Annotated in this window: 17 protein-coding genes and 2 pseudogenes; 6 read left to right on the forward strand and 13 right to left on the reverse strand. The window is 71.6% G+C overall.

The genetic code is table 11. The features are described from left to right. The first annotated feature begins 2 nt into the window (after nucleotides 1-2). Both AB0F04_RS33845 and AB0F04_RS33850 read left to right on the forward strand, forming a co-directional pair. On the forward strand, nucleotides 3-878 hold the full coding sequence (locus AB0F04_RS33845; RefSeq protein WP_362048926.1) for a geranyl diphosphate 2-C-methyltransferase: 876 nt from the start codon (nucleotides 3-5) through the stop codon (nucleotides 876-878). Between the two features lie 165 nt (nucleotides 879-1,043). Further along, nucleotides 1,044-1,439, forward strand: coding sequence for a DUF6281 family protein (locus tag AB0F04_RS33850; RefSeq protein ID WP_362048930.1), 396 nt, complete (start codon nucleotides 1,044-1,046; stop codon nucleotides 1,437-1,439). 199 nt (nucleotides 1,440-1,638) lie between these two features. Here the strand turns inward: AB0F04_RS33850 and AB0F04_RS33855 are convergent, their stop codons facing one another. Both AB0F04_RS33855 and AB0F04_RS33860 read right to left on the reverse strand, forming a co-directional pair. Further along, entirely contained in the window at nucleotides 1,639-2,814 is a 1,176-nt protein-coding gene (locus tag AB0F04_RS33855) for a spore photoproduct lyase family protein (RefSeq protein WP_362048933.1), read from the reverse strand. 163 nt (nucleotides 2,815-2,977) lie between these two features. Next, entirely contained in the window at nucleotides 2,978-3,355 is a 378-nt protein-coding gene (locus tag AB0F04_RS33860; RefSeq protein ID WP_362048936.1) for a DUF6223 family protein, read from the reverse strand. Between the two features lie 219 nt (nucleotides 3,356-3,574). Here AB0F04_RS33860 and AB0F04_RS33865 point away from each other — a divergent pair. Continuing rightward, nucleotides 3,575-3,862, forward strand: a pseudogene (locus tag AB0F04_RS33865) (sensor histidine kinase); the annotation flags it as partial. Here the strand turns inward: AB0F04_RS33865 and AB0F04_RS33870 are convergent. The 4 genes and pseudogenes from AB0F04_RS33870 to ppk2 all read right to left on the reverse strand — a co-directional run. After that, nucleotides 3,863-4,644: pseudogene (locus tag AB0F04_RS33870) on the reverse strand (MBL fold metallo-hydrolase); the annotation flags it as partial. Nucleotides 4,645-4,705: 61 nt separating this feature from the next. Then, the gene (locus tag AB0F04_RS33875; RefSeq protein ID WP_362048939.1) at nucleotides 4,706-5,362 is read right to left on the reverse strand and encodes a DUF1326 domain-containing protein; all 657 of its coding nucleotides are present in this window, start codon (nucleotides 5,360-5,362) and stop codon (nucleotides 4,706-4,708) included. A 112-nt stretch (nucleotides 5,363-5,474) separates the two neighbouring features. Continuing rightward, complete coding sequence (locus tag AB0F04_RS33880; protein ID WP_362048942.1) at nucleotides 5,475-6,311, reverse strand: DUF2182 domain-containing protein; 837 nt, start codon at nucleotides 6,309-6,311, stop codon at nucleotides 5,475-5,477. 70 nt (nucleotides 6,312-6,381) lie between these two features. Continuing rightward, the gene (gene ppk2 / locus AB0F04_RS33885) at nucleotides 6,382-7,185 is read right to left on the reverse strand and encodes a polyphosphate kinase 2 (RefSeq protein WP_362048945.1); all 804 of its coding nucleotides are present in this window, start codon (nucleotides 7,183-7,185) and stop codon (nucleotides 6,382-6,384) included. A 271-nt stretch (nucleotides 7,186-7,456) separates the two neighbouring features. Here ppk2 and AB0F04_RS33890 point away from each other — a divergent pair, with 271 nt between their 5' ends. After that, complete coding sequence (locus AB0F04_RS33890; protein WP_362048948.1) at nucleotides 7,457-8,482, forward strand: 6-phosphofructokinase; 1,026 nt, start codon at nucleotides 7,457-7,459, stop codon at nucleotides 8,480-8,482. 4 nt (nucleotides 8,483-8,486) lie between these two features. On the opposite strand, the gene AB0F04_RS33895 is transcribed toward AB0F04_RS33890, so the two are convergent. From AB0F04_RS33895 to AB0F04_RS33905, 3 genes are all read right to left on the reverse strand, one after another. Beyond that, nucleotides 8,487-9,374, reverse strand: a complete 888-nt coding sequence (locus AB0F04_RS33895) for a universal stress protein (protein WP_362048951.1) — start codon at nucleotides 9,372-9,374, stop codon at nucleotides 8,487-8,489. Nucleotides 9,375-9,611: 237 nt separating this feature from the next. Continuing rightward, a complete protein-coding gene (locus AB0F04_RS33900) occupies nucleotides 9,612-10,676 on the reverse strand; it encodes an acyl-CoA desaturase (RefSeq protein WP_362048954.1) in 1,065 nt (354 codons plus the stop codon). Nucleotides 10,677-10,833: 157 nt separating this feature from the next. Continuing rightward, nucleotides 10,834-12,357 carry an alpha/beta hydrolase gene (locus AB0F04_RS33905; protein ID WP_362048956.1) on the reverse strand — a complete coding sequence of 508 codons (1,524 nt, stop codon included), beginning with the start codon at nucleotides 12,355-12,357 and terminating at the stop codon, nucleotides 10,834-10,836. A 121-nt stretch (nucleotides 12,358-12,478) separates the two neighbouring features. Here AB0F04_RS33905 and AB0F04_RS33910 point away from each other — a divergent pair, with 121 nt between their 5' ends. Further along, nucleotides 12,479-13,465 (forward strand): MerR family transcriptional regulator, encoded by a 987-nt coding sequence (locus AB0F04_RS33910; RefSeq protein WP_362049013.1) that lies wholly within the window; start codon nucleotides 12,479-12,481, stop codon nucleotides 13,463-13,465. On the opposite strand, the gene AB0F04_RS33915 is transcribed toward AB0F04_RS33910, so the two are convergent. From AB0F04_RS33915 to AB0F04_RS33925, 3 genes are all read right to left on the reverse strand, one after another. Continuing rightward, complete coding sequence (locus tag AB0F04_RS33915; protein ID WP_362048959.1) at nucleotides 13,425-14,198, reverse strand: polysaccharide deacetylase family protein; 774 nt, start codon at nucleotides 14,196-14,198, stop codon at nucleotides 13,425-13,427. The genes AB0F04_RS33910 and AB0F04_RS33915 overlap by 41 nt on opposite strands. Before the next feature lie 209 nt (nucleotides 14,199-14,407). Next, nucleotides 14,408-15,211 carry a phosphatidate cytidylyltransferase gene (locus AB0F04_RS33920; protein ID WP_362048962.1) on the reverse strand — a complete coding sequence of 268 codons (804 nt, stop codon included), beginning with the start codon at nucleotides 15,209-15,211 and terminating at the stop codon, nucleotides 14,408-14,410. Continuing rightward, entirely contained in the window at nucleotides 15,208-16,965 is a 1,758-nt protein-coding gene (locus AB0F04_RS33925; protein WP_362048965.1) for a histidinol-phosphate transaminase, read from the reverse strand. The genes AB0F04_RS33920 and AB0F04_RS33925 overlap by 4 nt, the downstream gene beginning before the upstream one ends. Nucleotides 16,966-17,138: 173 nt before the next feature. On the opposite strand from AB0F04_RS33925, the gene AB0F04_RS33930 reads away from it, so the two are divergent. After that, a complete protein-coding gene (locus tag AB0F04_RS33930) occupies nucleotides 17,139-17,759 on the forward strand; it encodes a LysE family translocator (RefSeq protein WP_362048968.1) in 621 nt (206 codons plus the stop codon). Nucleotides 17,760-17,810: 51 nt separating this feature from the next. Here the strand turns inward: AB0F04_RS33930 and AB0F04_RS33935 are convergent, their stop codons facing one another. Next, entirely contained in the window at nucleotides 17,811-18,572 is a 762-nt protein-coding gene (locus AB0F04_RS33935) for a class I SAM-dependent methyltransferase (RefSeq protein ID WP_362048971.1), read from the reverse strand. Between the last annotated feature and the right edge of the window lie 61 nt (nucleotides 18,573-18,633).

The following is an 18,633-nucleotide window of genomic DNA, read 5'->3' on the forward strand; positions in this document are numbered from 1 at the left end:
CTGTGACCACTGAAACGACCTCCCCCCTCTCCGCGAAGATCCCGGCCCCGGCGACGCCGTACCAAGGGGACATCGCACGGTACTGGAACAACGAGGCGCGGCCGGTCAATCTCCGTCTCGGTGACGTGGACGGGCTCTACCACCACCACTACGGCATCGGCGCCGTGGACTACGCCGCGCTCGGCGACCCGGCCCACAGTGAGTACGAGAAGAAGCTCATCGCGGAGCTGCACCGGCTGGAGTCGGCACAGGCGGAGTTCCTGATGGACCACCTCGGCCCGGTCGGGCCCGACGACACCCTCGTCGACGCCGGCTGCGGGCGCGGCGGATCCATGGTCATGGCCCACCGCCGCTTCGGCTGCAGGGTGGAGGGCGTCACCCTGTCCGCCACCCAGGCCGACTTCGGCAACCGGCGCGCGCGAGAACTGCGGATCGAGGACCACGTGCGCTCCCGCGTGTGCAACATGCTCGACACGCCCTTCGAGAAGGGCAGCGTCACCGCGTCGTGGAACAACGAGTCGACGATGTACGTCGACCTGCACGACCTGTTCGCCGAGCACTCCCGCTTCCTCAAGGTGGGCGGCCGGTACGTGACGATCACCGGCTGCTGGAACCCCCGCTACGGCCAGCCGTCGAAGTGGGTCTCCCAGATCAACGCCCACTTCGAATGCAACATCCACTCCCGCCGCGAGTATCTGCGCGCCATGGCGGACAACCGGCTGGTGCCGCAGACCATCGTCGACCTCACCCCGGACACGCTGCCCTACTGGGAGCTGCGAGCCACGTCCTCGCTGGTCACCGGGATCGAGGAAGCGTTCATCGAGTCCTACCGGGACGGCTCCTTCCAGTACGTCCTGATCGCGGCCGACCGCGTGTGAGTCCCACCTGGCGGGGCCGGAACCGTCCGTACGGGCCCCGGCCCCGCGAGGTACGCCCGTAAGCGACCGAACGAACAGGACCTCCAGTCCGTCGGAGTTGATGAGGCCGGACGAGTCTTCGAACTCAGCACGCCGGTCGAGAACTCGAAACCTGGAGGTCCGATCATGAGCTGGGTCGAGCGATCCGTGCTCGCACTGCTGACGGCAGCCGCAGCGGCGTCGGTGTCCGCCTGCGAGCCGGAGGCGGACAGCGGAGAGGCCGCGCCGTCGTGCGTCTACGTGGTGACCTACGACGGGCGCACCTACCGGGATGTGGCCAACGTGGAGTTCACCGTCGGCAACGCACTGGGCACAGCGACCCGGCCGCCCTGTCACGACACCGGAGGCCGGAGCAGCGTCGGGGAGCCGTCCACCACGGAAACCGCCTATGCCGTGGACGGCGTCTCTCCCACCGTGGCCATCGCCGTCGGAGACACATCCGACGACCTGAGGTTCGTCGCGGTCCACCCCGGCGACAAACTGCCCCCGGAGGTGAAGAAACTGATCGCCGACTCCTGGTGAACGTCGGCCCCTCTACGGCAACGGAAGCACACTGAGGCTGCTCAGGGCGGACATCGAGGAGCACTGCCCCGGTCTGCTGCCGCTGCTCGTGGCCGAACTCGGCCGAACGAGCGAAGGCGAAACCAGGCCGGAGCAGACCGAGAGGCCGCACGGCCCGCTGCCTCCTCCGCCGGTGACCGCCCGGCAGAACCGCGGCGGATCAAAAGGCATAGCGCACCCGCAGCCACGGCGCATGGAGGTCGATCAAGGTGCGCAGTGTCCGTACGGCCTCGCCCTTGACGCCGTTGCGGTAGCGGACGTTCAGCGCGCCGTTCTCGGAGCGCTTGGCCTGTTGGAGTTCCGGCCGCCACAGGGCCTCCTCGGCACGGGGATGCCAGCCGAGATTGACCTCGTGCAGCTCCTCGTTGTGAGTCAGCATGATCACTTCTGCGGCGGCCTGCTCCTTCACCCGCCGGGGCAGGACGTCGTCGAGGTGGATGAGCAGCTGGGCCCAGGCGTCCTGCCACCCCGGCCGGACGACCACGGGGGAGAGGTTGAAGTGCACCTCGTACCCCGCGTCGAGGAAGTCCGCAGCGGCGGCGATTCGCTCGGCGACCGGTGAGGTGCGCACATCGAGCAGCCGGGCGTCGTCCGGCGGCATCAGCGAGAACCGGATGCGGGTGCGGCCACGAGGGTCGAGGGCCAGCAGGTCGGGGTTGACGAGCTTGGTGGCGAAGGACGCCTTCGCCGTGGGCCACTGCCGGAAAGCGTGCACCAGGTCCGCGGTGTTGTCGCAGATCAGCGCGTCCACCGAGCAGTCGCCGTTCTCCCCGATGTCGTACACCCACGCCTCGGGGTCGCACTGGTTCGGCTCGGGCTTGCGCCCCTGCCGTGCCACGTGGCGGCCGAGGTGCCCGATGATCCGGTCGATGTTGGTGAAGACGGTGATGGGGTTTGCGTATCCCTTGCGCCGGGGCACGTAGCAGTAGGCGCAGGCCATGGCGCAACCGTTGGAGGCGCCGGGAGCGATCCAGTCCGCGGACCGGCCGTTGGGACGTGTGGTGAGGGTCTTCCTCTCACCGAGGACCAGCGTTTCCCCCTTGACGCGCACCCAGCGCTCGATGTTGCCCTGGTTGCCGTGCAGCCCGGGGATGCCCCAGTGGGACTGCACCAGGGTCACCCGGGCGTCGGGAAACCGGGCGCTGATCTGCCTCCCGCGGGGGGACGCGGCCGCCGCGGGCTCGGCGTAGATCTCCCGCACGGGCAGCAGCCGGCCGGCCACGGCGGAGGCACGGAACGCGGAGCGTCGATCGGCTGCGACGGGCCCGGGGGAGAGGGCGTCGAGCTCGAACAGTGCGTCGGGGCCGTCGCCCGGGCTGCCGGACGGGTGGTGCATGAGTGCTCCCGTACGGATGGGTGCGAGGGAGTAGAGAAGCTTCCCGTCATCCAACTGTACGAGGCACTCACCGCCCGCTCGAAGTGACCGCCCTGCACGAGGTCGCCCTCTCCACGCAGGACCGGGGCCGGCGCCACGCCGTACAGACCGGCCCCTGCCACCGTCAGCCGGTGCGCCGAGCGCGGGTGAGTGCCAGACCACTGAGAACCGTGCCGATCAGGCCGAATGCCAGAGCCATGGCACCGGCGACCACGCCGTTGCCGGTGCCGGGGCCCCCGTCGGCGACGGCCAGGTTCACCACCCCCATGGACAGGCCGATCACCCCAGCCGCCAGGGCCATGACGGCCCTGTTCCGCCTGGCGCCGGTGCCGGGACGATCGGCTGAGCGGGCCAGGGCGAGACCACCGATGATCATGCCGGCCAGTGTCACGAGGGCAGCCGTGCTGCCCACCAGCCGCCCGGAGGTCAGGCCGGTGGTGGCAGCCGAGTGGACTGCGATGTGCGCGCTTGCCGGAGCGGCAAGTACGAAGGGAACCGCCATGAGAAGCCTCCTCGTCTTCCTGCTGTTCGATGCCGGCCCAGCATCTCCGTCGGCCCCGCCGTCGGTCGTCCAGCAGACGCGGACAATGCGCGCTGCTGCCGGAGGGGCATGCGCCTCCTGCGGCTGCGGCAGCAGGGCCCCGTATACCGCGCCTGCGGTAGCCGGCCGCTCCTTCCTGAGCGGGACTCGCGCGTGACCGCGTCCGGCTAGGGTGCGCGTATAGGCAGAGAGCGATCAGCAATCCCGGCCGCTGTGCGCGACTGGGCGGTCGCCATCGGCGTCGCGGCGCTGTTGCTGGGCACCGGTCTGTCCGCCGAGAGCTCCACGGCGAGCAGCGACCTGCTCGGCTACGCCCTGCTGGCGGGCGGCGGGCTGGCACTCGCGGCCGGCCGCCGGGCTCCCCTTCCGGTCCTGGCCGTCACCGGACTGAGTGCCGTGGGGTATCAGGCGGCCGGGTTCGACGTGCTCGCCGTCTCCTATCTGGTCGCCGTGTATGGCGCGGTGCGGGGGGTCGGTCTCGTGCGCGTAGGCGAGCTCGGGTGGAGCAGCTGCAGCGCATGCACCAGGAGATCGCCGGTGACGAGCGCCGGCTCGCGCCCGTCTTCGACGAGCACGCTCTGGTGCCCGGGTGTGTGACCGGGTGTGGCGACCACACGCCCGGCCCGCAGCGGCGTGTCCCCGTCGAGAAGCCGGAGCCGGCCGGCGGCCGCGAGCGGGTCGGTGAGGGTCTCGCGAAGCTGCGGGTTGAGCACGTCGAAAGCGGCGAACTCGGCGCGTTGGAGGAGGTATTGGGCGTTGGGAAAGTAGGGGCGGCGTCCGCTGGTCGCGCTGCCGCCCGAAGCGTTGCCGTCCGAAGCGTTGCCGTCCATTGCGCCGCTCGCTGCCGGAACGGCCGCCTCGGTCACGACCGCCCACCCGACGTGGTCGGTGTGCAGATGCGTGAGCACCACGGTGTCGACGTCGGCCGGGTCGATGCCCGCGGCGGCGAGCGACTCGGGGAGCACGCCGGGCACGGGCGCCCACGACGCGGCCGGGCCGTCCGACGGACCGATCCCGGCGTCCACGACGGTGAGGCCCTTGTCGCCGCGGATCGCGTAGGCACGAAACCGGAGCCGCCAACGCCCCTCGGCGTCGACCGCATCCGGGTCATAGCGGTCGGCCTCGGCCCACTGAGCGGACGTCGCCTCGGGAAAGGCCTCGGCGCGCGGAGAGAAGAAGGGGCCCTCTCCGTCGGCGAGTGCGATGACCTCGGTGGAGCCAATCCGGAGGCGTGGAACGCTGAGGGACATGGCCCAGGTCCTGCCACGCCGCGCACGCGTCTGGTCATGCGCTGGGCCAAAGCGCCCGCGCTCAGTCGGGCCCGCTCCAGTCGAAGGGGAAGTACTTGCTCGACTTTCCCGAGCGTTCCCACGAGAAGCCGAATGCGTCGGCGCGGTCCGCGGTGGCCCTGCCCCAGGTTGCGACCTGGCCCGGCCCCACCTCGGCGCCCGGGGCGTTGTGGACCTGGACGCGTGTGCCCTCCGGTGTCGTCGGGCCGGTGAGCGCTTCGGCGGTGGCCGTGACACGGCCGGGGATCTCGGCTCGCCAGGTGGCGAGGTCCTCGTCGATCTCCACCCGGATCGGCACGACGTCCATGCCGCGCATCTCGGGCCGGAGAATCTCCCCGAACCGTGCCGGCCAGCCGCCTGCCTCACCGCCGAAGACGGCCCCGAGCGCGGCGCGCTGCCGGTCGTCGGCGCGTTCGTCGAGGAAGACGGCGGCGTACGCGTCGCTGTGCTCGCCGGCCCAGACGTTGCCGACGAAGGCGCCCAGCATCAGGACGTTGAGATCGTCGAGGCGGACGTCGCCGTAGTTGCCCTCGCGAATGTGCCAGACCAGCACGCCTTCGCAGTCACCGTAGGTCGGGGGCTGTGCGAACGTGCAGGGGCACGGTATGGCGCACTTGCACACGTCGAACCAGTCGCCCGCCAGATGCCAGCTGGTTTCGTTGCTGACCTGTTCCGTCATCTCGCATCCCTCCCGTCGAGCCCGAGGGAGCTCCATCGGAGTGGCGAGACCGCATGTCCCGAGCCCGCACGCGGATCGCGAGGCGGCCTCTCCTCCAGCTTGCCGCAGGTGCTCACATGTCGCTCATCGACGGCGCGGACTGCTGCAGGCCCGGCAGCAGCCAGTCCTGGAACGGCGCCAGCACGGCGAGGACGAGGAAGACCACACCCACCACTGCGGCGAGCAGCGGCCCCCGCGACCACAGTTTCTCGAGGAAGATCACCACCGCCAGCCCGGCCATCGCCGCCACGTTCATCACCCCGAGCGGTATGAGGACGACCATCAGGCCCGCGCAGCAGCCGACGCAGTAGCCGCCATGGTGGAGGCCCACCCGAAGATCGCGGGCAGGCTGCCGGAACCCGGCGTAGCGCACCAGCTGGCTCATGGGGTCGCGGCAATGCCGCAGACAGACGTTCTTGAGGGGGCCCAGCTGGTGGAGGCCCGCCAGGAGGAAGGCCACCGCTCCGATCCAGCGTCCCGCCGCCGGATGATCGCCCACCAGCTCGCCGGTGAAGTCCAGAGCGACGTACGCGAACAGCCCGAAGACGGTCCACACCAGCAGATACCCGCTCAGGAACTCCAGGACGTGCCCCGCCCGGCTCCACCCGGACGAACGGCGCCCGAGCCCCCGTACCCAGGTCAGGGCCACCGGCGCCATGGACGGCAGCATCATGGCCGCCGTCATCGCCACCCAGAGCACGAGGAACAGTGGCAGCGCCAACCCCATCGTGCCGGGCTCGACGCCCATGTCCCGGGCCTGCCCGACGGTCAGCACCCAGGCGGGAACAGTGATGAGGACCACCACCGACCAGGCGACCGCGAGCTGCCGAGCCGGCAGCAACCCCCCGCCCGGCCCCATGGGTGCGGGTGACCGCGCGGAGACGAGGACGGAAGTCCGGAAACGCCGCATGGGTGCACTCCCTGCGTACTACTACTTCAGGACAACACGCCCCCCGCCACACCGCGACGTAGCGACGTCCTCACAGCCCCGCGGCGTGGTCCGGAACGTAGGTCTGCAGATCGCGGGGCGGCCGTTGATAGCCGGTCGAGGGCGGTCGGTCGGGCAGCTCCAGTACCGGCGGGGGCGTCTCGTGGTACGGCACGGATTCCAGCAGATGGGCGATCATGTTCAGCCGGGCCCGGCGCTTGTCGTCGCTCTCGACGACGTACCAAGGCGCCTCCACGATGTCGGTGTGCACCAGCATCGCGTCCTTGGCGCGAGAGTACGCTTCCCAGCGGGTGATCGACTCCAGATCCATCGGCGACAGCTTCCAGCGGCGCAGCGGGTCCTCCAGACGCTTGCGAAAGCGCTCCTGCTGCTCGGTGTCGCTGACCGAGAACCAGTACTTGCGCAGCAGGATGCCGTCCTCCACCAGCATCCGCTCGAAGATCGGGCACTGCCGCAGGAAGAGCTGGTACTCCTCCCTGGTGCAGAAGCCCATCACGTGCTCGACGCCGGCCCGGTTGTACCAGGACCGGTCGAACAGCACGATCTCGCCGGCGGCCGGCAAATGCTCGATGTACCGCTGGAAGTACCACTGGGTGCGTTCGCGTTCGGTGGGCTTGGGCAGCGCGGCGATCCGGGCGATCCGCGGGTTCAGGTGCTCGCTGACGCGTTGGATGGTGCCGCCCTTACCGGCTGCGTCGCGCCCCTCGAACACCACGACCAGCCGGGCCCCCTCGGCCCGGACCCACTCCTGGAGCTTCACCAACTCCATCTGCAGACGCAGCAGTTCCTTCTCGTACACCTTGCGTGGCAGCTTCGCCGCCTTGCTGTCCGCCATGCCGTCTCCCGCTCCGGGGTTCCATCAGGACGCCGTGCAGGCACCGTACTGGCCGACGGGCGGGCCTGCACGGCGGCCGGCGAGACGCACGGGTCGCGTCGGCCGGCCCCCCGGCTCGCCGGGCGGGGCCTCCGGTTGGGCGTCCTCCGAGTGGCCATCGCGGACGGAAACGAGGGACGCTGTAAGCGAGGGGGCGATTCCTGTGCCCCGGCTCACCACGGCCGTCGCGAGGGCCGTCGGCGGGCAGTGTGCGGCGGATGGGAGAGGACCCATGAAGGTCGGAGTGCTGACCGGTGGCGGTGACTGCCCCGGCCTCAACGCCGTGATCCGCAGCGTCGTCCGCAAGGGCGTCCAGGAGTACTCGTTCGACTTCGTCGGGGTGCGCGACGGCTGGCTGGGCCTGCTCAAGAACGATGTCGTCCCCCTGGACATCGCCGGCGTTCGCGGGATCCTCCCCCGGGGCGGGACCATCCTCGGATCCTCCCGCACGAACCCGTTCAAGCACGAGAACGGGCTGCAGCGCGTACGGGAGACCCTCGCCGCGCACGAGGTGGACGCCCTCGTCGTCATCGGCGGCGAGGACACGCTGGGGGCGGCCACGGAGCTCAGCCGGCAGGGAATCAACCTGGTCGGCGTGCCGAAGACCATCGACAACGACGTCACGGGAACCGACTACACCTTCGGCTTCGACACGGCCGTCGGCATCGCGACAGAGGCCATCGACCGCCTCCACACCACCGCCGAGTCACACATGCGAGCCCTCGTGGTGGAGGTGATGGGACGGCACTCCGGCTGGATCGCCCTGCACGCCGGCATCGCCGGCGGCGCCAACGTGATCCTCATCCCGGAGCGGCCCTTCGATATCGAACAGGTCTGCGAGCAGGTGACAAGCCGGTTCCAGATCAACTACGCGCCGATCGTCGTCGTGGCCGAAGGCGCCGTCCCCAAGGAAGGGCAGATGATCCTCAAGGACCAGTCGCTGGACGAGTTCGGTCACGTCCGGCTCTCCGGCATCGGGGAGTGGCTGGCCCAGGAGATCTCGGCACGCACCCAGAAGGACGCCCGCACCACGGTGCTCGGGCACATCCAGCGCGGTGGCACTCCGAGTGCCTTCGACCGATGGCTGGCCACGCGTTTCGGGCTGCACGCCATCGAGGCCGTCGAGGACGGGGAGTTCGGCTGCATGGTCGCTCTGGAGAGCACCCGCATCGTCCGGGTGCCCCTGGCGGCCGCCACGGCGAAGAACAAGGTGGTGGAGCCGTCGCTGTACGACGAGTTCGAGGTGTTCTTCGGCTGAGTCGTCATGCTCCGTGCGGTACGACCGCTACCGGACGGCGGGCATGGTGCAGCACGGCGTGTGCGACCGGGCCCAGCCGGCCCTCGGCGGCGCCCGGGTCGGTGCGGCGCCCCACGACGAGCAGGTCCGCGTTGCGGGAGGCGTTCAGAAGCGCTTCCGCGGCATGGAGCAGCATGAGATCGGTGGCCACCGCCACGCGCGGGTACTTCTCCTGCCACGGACGCAGCGCGTCGGAGAGCCTCAGCACCTCCTGGTCTTCCCAGGTGGCCCGGTCCTCCTCGGTCACCACGTAGGTGCGCGGCGACACCGACTCCGCGGGAAGGGCCCAGGCCTGCACCACGCGCAGGCTTGCCGTGCGGGCGTCGGCGGCCGCGAACGCGAAGTCGGCCGCTTCACCGGCCGGCCGGTGGGCGTCGAATCCCAGCACGATGAGGCCGGTCCCACGCGTCGCGGACGATCCGTCGGCGAAGGCACCGGCAGGGGGAGGGACGAGCACGACGGGGCAGGGGGTCGCCGCGGCCATCCGCAGGGCGACCGAGCCGACCGCCAGATCCCGGAAACCGCCTGTTCCGCGCGTGCCCACGACGAGGAGTCCGGCATCGCGTGCCGCACCGAGCAGGGCCGCGACGGGGGGCTCGTCCGCCTGCTCGCCCGTCACTTCGAGATCCGGGTGGCGGGCGGCGAGGTCCTCGGCCGTCCGCCGAACCAGCTGCGCGCCCATCCGTTGCAGACGTTCCAGCGCCGGGCCCGGAACAGTGGTCCCCGACAGCCGCGGGGCCACTTGTAGCAGCCGCAGCGCAACGCCGCGCAGAGCGGCTTCCCGCGCCGCCCAGTCGGCCGCTGCCGCCGCACACGCGGATCCGTCGATGCCCGCCAGCACAGAGGGACGCATCCCGGCCTCCTTCGTCCGGCCCGCACCCTCGAGGGCACGTGTCCCCCCTGTCTCCACTGTTCCACGCCAGGACCACTCCGGCGCCCGGGCCGGAAGGGCATAGGCGGCAGATCGCGGCGCCGGAAAGCAGGCCGAAGCACCGGCAGGGGCGATCGAGCTGCAGAAGGGCACCTCCAGGCACCGGCCGGAGAGGGTCAGCGCACCAGAGGGAAGGCCACAGCCGGGCGCCCCGCCGAGTCAGCCCTCCGACCGGACGCGCAGCGGCTCACCGACGCTCCTGAGATGGCGCAGCGCCTCCCGGTGCGAGGCGATCAGCCCGGTCTGGTGGTACGGGATGCCCAACTCCGCGCAGTACCGCTCGGTGATGACCTGGGCCCTGGCGAGTGCGGGTGTCGGCATACTGGGGAACAGGTGGTGCTCGATCTGGTAGTTGAGCCCGCCCATGAAGGCGTCGACCACCGCCCCGCCCCGGACGTTGCGCGAGGTGAGAACCTGGCGGCGCAGGAAGTCCAGCCGGGTCCCCTCCTCGATCATCGGCATCCCCTTGTGGTTGGGCGCGAACACCGAACCGAGGTAGATCCCGAACAGACCTTGGTGCACCGCGAGGAAACAAAGCGCCTTGGCGGGGGAGAGGACGGTGAAAAGGCCGCCGAAGTACACCACGAAGTGCGCCACCAAGAGCGTGCCTTCGAGTACGGGCCGTTTCATCGACGGACTTCTCAGCGCTCGAAAGCTGCTGAAGCTCAGATTCAGCCCTTCCAGAGTCAACAACGGGAAGAAGAGCGCGGCCTGATGCTTCCCGACGAACCGCGGCAGACCCCGGGCCCTACGTGCCTGTCGACGCGACCAGACGAGAATGTCGGGCGAGACGTCCGGATCCTTCCCCTCGTGATTGGGATTGGCGTGATGCCGGGTGTGCTTGTTCATCCACCACCCGTAGCTCATGCCCAGCAGCAGGTCGGCGACCAGCAGTCCCCCCGCCTCGCTGGGCCGCCGGCCGGAGAACACCTGTCGGTGAGCCAGGTCGTGGGCGGCCAGCCCGAGCTGGCCGAAGACCACGGCCAGGGCGGCGGCGACGAACACCTGACCCCAGCTGTCCCCCAGCGCGGCAAACGCTCCCACGCACCCCGTAAGAGCCAGGGCGACCAGTCCGAAACGGACCGTGTAATACAGCGGACGCCGCCGGAGAAGACCGGCCTCGGATATGCGCCGGGACAATTCGGAGAAGTCACTTCCCCGCTTTCTCTCCTGTCGTTCTCCTCGCGTCGGCGGGACTGCCGGAAGCACCAGTGGATTGGTCATGCGACTCAGTATCCGAGTCATTCCCCGACGGCATAATGGTGTCCACCCCCTGTCTGAGGTGGAGCTAGCGCCACCCTGGTTCCGGGGGGAAGGCCGCAGCGCGGCCGCCGATCGCCGTCCCCCTCCCGACCGGAGCCCGTCGCCGTGGCCGCGGGCGTCACTCGGTCAGGTGCGCGACCACCGAACGCATCGCCCGTTGCAGGGCCGGGATCGTCTCCTCAGGTGCGTCGAGGGTTTCGAACCCGTGGTGCCCGTTGGGGAGTTCGACCACTTCGAGTCGCGCCGAGCACTTCTCGGCCGCGGTCACGAACGCATCGACGGTCGCGGCGATCTCGGGCGCCTCCCGCCCGGCACGGAGGAGGACCAGAGGCAGGGACCCCGCCTCCTCGACCGCCCGGGCAGGGTGGAAGCGGCTGCCGGCCAATCCCCAGGCGGGAAGAGGGGCCAGGACAGGATAGGAGGCGGCCAGGCAGCGCAGCCAGGCCGGGGGCCGTGTCAGCCAGTCCGTGATGAGGAGGCCGCCGCCCGAGAAGAACCACAGCGCTATCCGGTCCGCGTCCACCCGCGCATCGGCGCGCACCCGGTCCACCGCTGCGGCGATGTCCGCGGCGGCGCGTTCGTAGTCCGTGACGTCGTGCAGGCTGTGGTCGAGGGTCACGCCGACCATGCCCGCGGCCGCGGCCAATCGGGCGTAGCCCACCAGGGTCGGCCACTCACGCGGCCGCGGCCGCGCCCCGGCGGGCACCGGCCCCCCGTGCACCATCACCACAGCCGGCCGCGGTCCCTCGCCCTCGGGAACGTACAGATCGACAGAGCCCTCACGGTCGCGAGGCGGTTCGGGGAAGTCCAGCGGGAACGGGCGCAGGTGGGCGGGCACCGGCGCGTCGCCGCCGACCGGCCGCAGACGGTGCCCCTCACCGGCCGCGGCCCGCAGCAGGACCTCTGCCAATTCGGCCGGGCACGACAGCATCGGCCAATGCCCGGTGGGAAGTTCGAAGAAGGTGGACTGAGGCTGGGTCAGGGCCGCCAGCGCGGGGTCGCCGAAGTCGACGAGCCTTTGCGCCATGCCGATCCCGGCGCCGTTCCCGGCGCACAGCACGCCGGTCACGGGAACCGCGGCGACCGCTCCCGTCAGCCGCAGCGGCTGCAGCAGGGTGCCCAGCGGCTGCGGCGCCGCCAGGGCGGTGAGCCGCTCCAGGGCCGCCTCGCCGACGCCATCGGTACTGCCCCAGCGCCCCCACCCGTCACGAGCCGGTGGCGCCAGCACCCCCTCGCGCTCGCCTGCTTCGGCGCGCTCGGCCAGCCGCGCGCGCAGCGCCTGGTCCGGCACGGCGGCCAGTGCCGGGACTCCGTTCTGCGGCATCCCGCTGTCCAGGTACACCACGCGTGCGATGCGCTCCGCCCGCCGGTCGGCGGCGCCGAGCACCGGGTGGATCCCGTAGTCGTGCCCCACCAGCACGATCTCCCGCCCGGACGCCACGTCCACCGCGTCGATCGCCGCGAGCACGTCCTCGATGTGCGTCTCCAGACCGACGTGGGCCGGTGCGGCGGGCCGGGCCGGGTCGATGCCCGTCAGCGGGACCGCGTGCGCCGCGCTGCCCGCCGCGACCAGCCGCGCGGCCGTCTCCTGCCAGACATGAGACCCGGTGAACACACCCGCCACCATGATGAACACCCGCACAAAGCCCTCCCGGACTCATCCCTTGACGCCACGCCGGTCGCGCACGCCCTCGTCCGCGGGCGACGGCATCCGCCCGGCCCGCGCCCCGGTACCGTAGGAACTCCCCCTGAGGGAGGTTCAACTGTTCACTTCACACGAGTCGTTGTGGAGCATCGGAGAGCTCGCCGAGCGGGCCGGTGCCACCGTGAAGACCGTCCGCTTCTACTCCGACCAGGGCCTGCTGCCGGAAGCCGCCCGCACCAGTGGCGGACACCGCCGCTACGGCCCGCAGGCACTGGAACGACTGCAGCTGATCCGCTCCCTGCGCACCCTCGACCTGCCCCTGCCCGAGGTACGCCGCATCCTCGACGACGAAGAGGCAGCCGGCCGGGCACTGGAGGGCGCCCTCGACAGCCGCCTGCGCGAGCTCGGCAGTGAGCTGAAGGCACTGCGCTGGCGGGAGGCGGCACTCCAGCTGGTGCGGGTCTGCCCGCCGGCTCAGCGCGCAGACCGGCTGAGGCTGCTCGGCACGCTGAACACCCCGCCGAGCACCGCACCACTGGCCAGGTTCTGGCGCACCTGGCTGCCGGCCCGGATGCCGCGCCGGGCGACCGCCGCATTCCTGGAAGCCGCCGTTCCCCAGCCGCCCGACGAACCACACCCGTCCCAGGTCCTCGCCTTCGCCCGGCTGCACGCGATGACGACGGCCCCCTGCCCGGGCGGGCGGCAGCCCCAGCCGGACGTCCACCGAACCGCAGGAGCCGACGGCGCCGTCCTGCTGTACGCGGGCCTCAACGAAGCCTTCGACCTCGCCGCCCCGCACCTGCGCCGCGCCCACGACCCGCAGCCGGGCGAGGCCCTGGACGCCTACGTCGCGGCCTACGCGAGCGCCTACCGCAGCCGCGACACCCGCTCCTTCCGCCGCTCGCTGGCGACCCGGCTGTCGGCGGAGGAGCGCCTGGACCGGTACTGGGAACTCGCCGCGATCGTCCTGACCCCGCCCGGCAGCCCCCCGCAGCCGACCCCGGGCTCCGCGGACGACTGGCTGCGCGCGGCACTGCGGCTGGACAACGCCGGAGCAGGCCCCCTCAACGCACCGGGAAGCCGCAGGAGTAGCCCTGTTCCTTGAGCCAGGGGAGGATCCGGCGCAGCGCCTCGACGGTCTGGGACCGGTCGCCGCCCGCGTCGTGGAAGAGGAGCGTCGGCCCGTTGGGCAGTTCGCGCTGCACGGTGGCCACGATGGCGTCCGCGCCGGGCCGCTCGAAGTCCTTGGTGTCCACGTTCCAGCCCAGAGGCCGCATCCCCCGGGACGCGGCGAGCTTGCGGCTGTACGGGGTGAACGCTCCGCCCGGTGCCCGGTAGTACATCGGCCGGACCCCTCCGGACGCCTTGGTGATCATGCGTTCGGCGTCGAGGATCTGCTGTGACTGATGGGCCCGGGAATTCTTGTCCATGGTGGTGTCGTGCGACACGGAGTGGTCGCACAGCCGATGCCCGTCCGCGACGACCTTCCTCACGAGGTCCGGGTGGGCCTGCGCCTGCGTCCCCACCATGCAGAACGTGGCCTTCACCCCGTACTCCCGCAGCACGTCGAGCACGTGCGGGGTCCACACGGGGTCGGGCCCGTCGTCGATGGTGATGTTGACGCCACGCGCCCCCTTCTCGGAGGCGTGCGCGATGCCGACGGCCACCGGCTTGGAGTCACCGCCGGGCGAGACGGACGCCGTCGGGTTCGGTGCCGGAGTGCGGGTGGCGCCGGCCTGCGCGGTCCACACCGAGGCACCGGTGGCGAGCACCGTCACCCCGAGCGCCGCCCCGATGACCTTGCCGTACCAGCCCCGCCCACCACCGTGCCGCGCCATGTCCGCCCCGCTCCCTGGAAGTTCCTCGCCCGATCCCCGGCCGCCTTGCGACCACCTGACAGGACGACGGACAGTGGCTGCGGGATCCCTCCGTTACGGATCTCGGACAATTCCGCAGGAGGCCACGGACAAACCGGCTCTCTGTCCCGCCCGGGCAGCGAAGGGACCTGATCACTCGTCGTACTTCCGTCCTCGGCCCGCCGCCCCGTTCACCCCAGCAGGACGGCCACCGCCAACGCCCCCAAGAGCGAGTCGATCCGGTCCAGCAGCCCTCCCGCTCCCGCCAGCCACCGGCCCGAATCCTTCACCCCGGCGCCGCGCTTGACGAGGGACTCCACCAGGTCGCCCGCCGGTCCGCCGACGGCCACCGCGACCGCCGCCGGCCAGCTCCACGCCGACAGCAGTGCGAGTACGGCGAGCCCCGCCGCGGCGCCGCACAGCGTTCCGCTCCACGTCTTGGCGGGGGACAGGGGCGACAACCGCGGCCCGCCCAGCCGTCGGCCGGCGAAGTACGCCACCACGTCGGCGATCGACACCGCGGCGAAGAGCGCCAGACCGAGCGTCCCCAGCGGCACCAGCACAGCCGGCACGCCCAGCCAGACCAAGCCGAGCAGACCGGTGCCGAGCCGTCGTAGTCCGTCCTCTGCATCGCCGGCCACGAGCAGGACGGCGACCAGCGCGAGCACCCCGACGGCGCCCACCCGCCAGGTCTGGTGCGGCACCCACGCGGCGGCGACGATCAGCCCTGCCACGGCCGTGGCGAGCACCGCCCGGTCGACGCGGGGGAGCCGGGCCAGCACCCCGAACTCCAGCACCGCGACGACCGCGACCACTCCGGCCAGCAGCGCGATCCCGGGCCGCCCCCACCAGAACGCGGCAGTCACCACCGGCACACCCACGGCCCACGCACACCACCGGACCATCAACTCCCGCCGCCGCGACGCCCCCACCGCCACACCGCTCACCAGCAGCGCGCCGCCCAGCCACGGAGCCAGCGCCGCCACCGAGGTCACCGTGCCGCCCCGGCACCCGGCACAGCGCGGCCGTCCGCGCGCACGTCGCCGAGGGCAGTCCGGAAGGCGTCCACGATGCGCGCGTTCTCGCCGGTGTCGCGGACCGCGACGCGCACGGTGCGGCCCTCGTACGCCGGAGACAAGGGCGACAGATCCCGCAGGAACACCCCGTGGCGCCGGCACTGCGCGACCAGGGAGGCAGCGCTCGGCCCGTCCTGCGGCAGGGTCAGCGTCAGGAAGTTGGCCACCGACTCCTCGACCGTGACGGAGGCGTCCACCGCGGCCAGATCGGCGGCGAGCCGGCCGCGCAGCTCGTGCGTGCGCCGCAGCACGGCTGCGTAGTACGCGGGGTCGCGCAGGGCCGCCACGGCCGCGAGCTGGGCCGGAAGCCCGACCGCCCACGGCGGCGTCCACCGGTTCAGTTCCGCCGCCGTATGCGGGTCGGCCACGAGGTATGCGGCCCGCACGCCGGACAGCGCATACGTCTTCGACATCGAGGTGCAGACCACCACGCGCGAGTCCCGCGAGGCGAACGGGGCGAGCGACTCGGCGGGATCGACGTAGCCGAGGTACGCCTCGTCGATCCACCACCGGGTCCGGGCCGGGGAGCCGGTGATCACCTCGCACAGCTCGGCGGCCGGTGCGTGACGACCGGTCGGGTTGTTCGGATTGACCACGACCACAAGGTCGTACGCCCCGTCGGCGACGGCCGCCGCCAACCTCACCGGATCAACGCGCCAGCCCTCGTCGCGCCGCAGCCGGAACCGGTCCACGCGGCAGCCGATCACCCGCTCCGTGACATGGGCGTACTCGCCGTAGCCGGGATCCATCAGCAGGACCCGGCTCGTCGGCGTCAGCCACCGGCCGAAGGCCCGAAAGATCAGATCGGAGGAGCCGGCGCCCACCACGAGCGTCTCCGGGGGCAGGCCACGGACCTCTGCGAGCTGCGCGAGCAATCCCTCCGCACCGGTCGGCGGTGAGGTCCGGGCGACCCACCCCGCGTCGCCGGTGAGTGCCTCGCGCGCCCCGGGAGCCGGCGGGAACCAGGCGTCGAGCACGTCGGCCGCGACCACCTCGCGACGCCGTTCGAGAGTGCGGAAGTCCGCGCCGATCGCGGTGAACGAGGCCCCACCGTGCTCGCAGCCGTCCGGCCGGGGCGCGAACGGCGCGTCCAGCCGCCAGTCCACGCCGGCCGCCAACCGGGCCACCGTCGCCGCATGCCGCCCCGCGGCACCTCGCGACAGCTCCGCCACCTCCCCGGTCAGTACCTCGAAGTCGACCGCTCCGCTGCGGACGGTGCGGCCGACGGGACGCAGCCCCGCCGCCCGGTACATGCCGAGCAGGTCGGCACGGCCCATCGCCACCACCCGCCGCCCGCCCCGGGACGCGATCCAGCGCAGCGCCGCGTACATCAACAGCGCGCCCGCCGCGCCCGCCCGTGCGTCGGGCTCGACGGTGAGCAACCGCACCTCGAAGACGTCCGCCTCGTCGAGGAGCGGAAGTTCCGCCCGGCTCAGGTACTTGTCCAGCCCGTACCGGCCGGCCCAGGGCGGCGTCACGCTCACGAACCCGGCACGATCCGCACCCCGAGCCGCGACCAGATAGACGTTGTCGCCGTCCAACCCGTCGACCAGCCGCCCCTCGGCGTTGGGTACGTGCTGGCCCAACTCCTGCGCGTAGACGCGGTGCCGCAGTTGATGGATCCAGGACATGTCGCCGGCAGTGGCGGAACGCAGAATGAGGGCACGGGCCATCGGAACCTCTTCGTAGGGGGACAAGGCGGTCCAGTGTGGCTACGACCGGCCCGAGGGCAGCAGGGGCGGACAGCTCGGGCGGTCTGAGTACCCGTACTCAGGCGCTTCCGCTCGCCGGGTGTCCGGGCCGCCGCGGCCCCGTGCAACGGGCCGCGGGGTGTGAAACTGCAGGCATGCTCATACAGTTCCTCACCGCGGCGGGTGTGCTCGCCGTGCTGACCATGGTGCCCGGGCCGGACATGGCCGTGGTGACGAAGCGGGCGGTCTCCTGCGGAAGGCAGGACGCGCTGCGGACGGTCGGCGGCATCACCGCCGGACTGCTCATCTGGGGCGTGCTCACGGTCGTCGGCCTGGCCGCGGTCCTCGCCGCCTCCGCCACCGCGTACACGGTGGTCAAACTGGCGGGTGCCGCCTACCTGCTCTTCCTCGGAGCCCGGGCGCTGCTCCACAGCCGACGCGCTCGGGCCCAGGGTCCCGGCGGCCTCCCCGACGCCCCCGCCGGCAACCCCTGGCGGACCGGCCTGGTCAGCAACGTCTTCAATCCCAAGATCGCAGTCTTCTACACCGGCCTGCTGCCGACGCTGGCCCCGTCCGGGCTTTCCCCTCACAGCGGTATGGCACTGCTGGTCCTGCTCCACGCGGCGTTGACCGCCGCATGGCTCAGCGGCTACGTGATGCTGCTGGCCAAGGCGAGTGTCTTCTTCCGGAGGCCCGCCGTGCGTCGGACCATGGACCGCGTCACCGGCGTCGTCCTCATCGGCTTCGGCGTGAAGGTCGCGACGACGCAGCCCTGACCCGCCACGTCGTTCCGTTCGGGATGACCGGGCCGGGTACGGAAGCGTGACTCAAACCCGGCGAACCGCGTATCCCAGGTACGTGACGACCGGCCTGCCCTCCGGCTCGAGCACCATGCCGACGAGCTCCGGCAATTGGTCGTCGGTCAGACGGCCACGCCGGCGCCCCCGCGTCGCGCGCACCAGAGCGCGCACGTCGCGCGGCTTGAACGACGAGACCTCCTGCGCTGACAACCCGGCGCGGTCCATGGACTCGGCAAGGTCCACGGGGCGGCGCAGCCGGTGAGCGGCGTAGCGGCCCCTGGGCACGATGCGTGTGCTCGGGACGGCTTGGAAGGCGCCGAGGTAGACGAGACGGGACACGAGGGTGCGGTTCACCGTGTCGTAGACGAAGGCACCGCCGGAACGCAGGACGCGTGCCGCCTCCGTGAGGACCGCAGCGGGCCGTTCGGTGATCTCGAGGGTGTCGGTGCAGTACACGAGGTCGAAAGAGCGGTCCGCCAGGTCGAGTTCCTCCGCGGGCATCGTCACGTACGTGACGCCGGTCCCGCCGTCCGTGTCCCGGGCAAGAGCCGTCGCGGCGGGGGAGGGATCGACGGCCACGGTCTCGAACCCCAGCCCGGCGAGACCACGGGCCAGAAGGCCTCGCCCGCTGCCCACGACGAGCGCCCGGCTGCCGGCCGTCTCGAGGCTCAGCTCCCCGAGCACACGCCGCAGATACTCCATCCGTACGGACTGGAAGGTCACGGCCCGGATATGGCGCCCGTCGACGGCTGCCGGAGAATCGAGTGCGATACGCGGGGCGGTGGGCATGGCGAACTCCCTCGACGATCGACACCAGGTTCACACAGGGAACCTCGGCCCTGACGAGTCC

The sequence above is a fragment of the Streptomyces sp. NPDC029041 genome, assembly GCF_040637515.1.
Lineage (GTDB): Bacteria > Actinomycetota > Actinomycetes > Streptomycetales > Streptomycetaceae > Streptomyces.

Coding starts and splice junctions, on each gene's coding strand:
- AB0F04_RS33850 (WP_362048930.1), top strand. CDS start 1,044: ATGAGCTGGGTCGAGCGATCCGTGCTCGCACTGCTGACGGCAGCCGCA.
- AB0F04_RS33855 (WP_362048933.1), bottom strand. CDS start 2,814: ATGCACCACCCGTCCGGCAGCCCGGGCGACGGCCCCGACGCACTGTTC.
- AB0F04_RS33860 (WP_362048936.1), bottom strand. CDS start 3,355: ATGGCGGTTCCCTTCGTACTTGCCGCTCCGGCAAGCGCGCACATCGCA.
- AB0F04_RS33875 (WP_362048939.1), bottom strand. CDS start 5,362: ATGACGGAACAGGTCAGCAACGAAACCAGCTGGCATCTGGCGGGCGAC.
- AB0F04_RS33880 (WP_362048942.1), bottom strand. CDS start 6,311: ATGCGGCGTTTCCGGACTTCCGTCCTCGTCTCCGCGCGGTCACCCGCA.
- ppk2 (WP_362048945.1), bottom strand. CDS start 7,185: ATGGCGGACAGCAAGGCGGCGAAGCTGCCACGCAAGGTGTACGAGAAG.
- AB0F04_RS33890 (WP_362048948.1), top strand. CDS start 7,457: ATGAAGGTCGGAGTGCTGACCGGTGGCGGTGACTGCCCCGGCCTCAAC.
- AB0F04_RS33895 (WP_362048951.1), bottom strand. CDS start 9,374: ATGCGTCCCTCTGTGCTGGCGGGCATCGACGGATCCGCGTGTGCGGCG.
- AB0F04_RS33900 (WP_362048954.1), bottom strand. CDS start 10,676: ATGACCAATCCACTGGTGCTTCCGGCAGTCCCGCCGACGCGAGGAGAA.
- AB0F04_RS33915 (WP_362048959.1), bottom strand. CDS start 14,198: ATGGCGCGGCACGGTGGTGGGCGGGGCTGGTACGGCAAGGTCATCGGG.
- AB0F04_RS33925 (WP_362048965.1), bottom strand. CDS start 16,965: ATGGCCCGTGCCCTCATTCTGCGTTCCGCCACTGCCGGCGACATGTCC.
- AB0F04_RS33930 (WP_362048968.1), top strand. CDS start 17,139: ATGCTCATACAGTTCCTCACCGCGGCGGGTGTGCTCGCCGTGCTGACC.
- AB0F04_RS33935 (WP_362048971.1), bottom strand. CDS start 18,572: ATGCCCACCGCCCCGCGTATCGCACTCGATTCTCCGGCAGCCGTCGAC.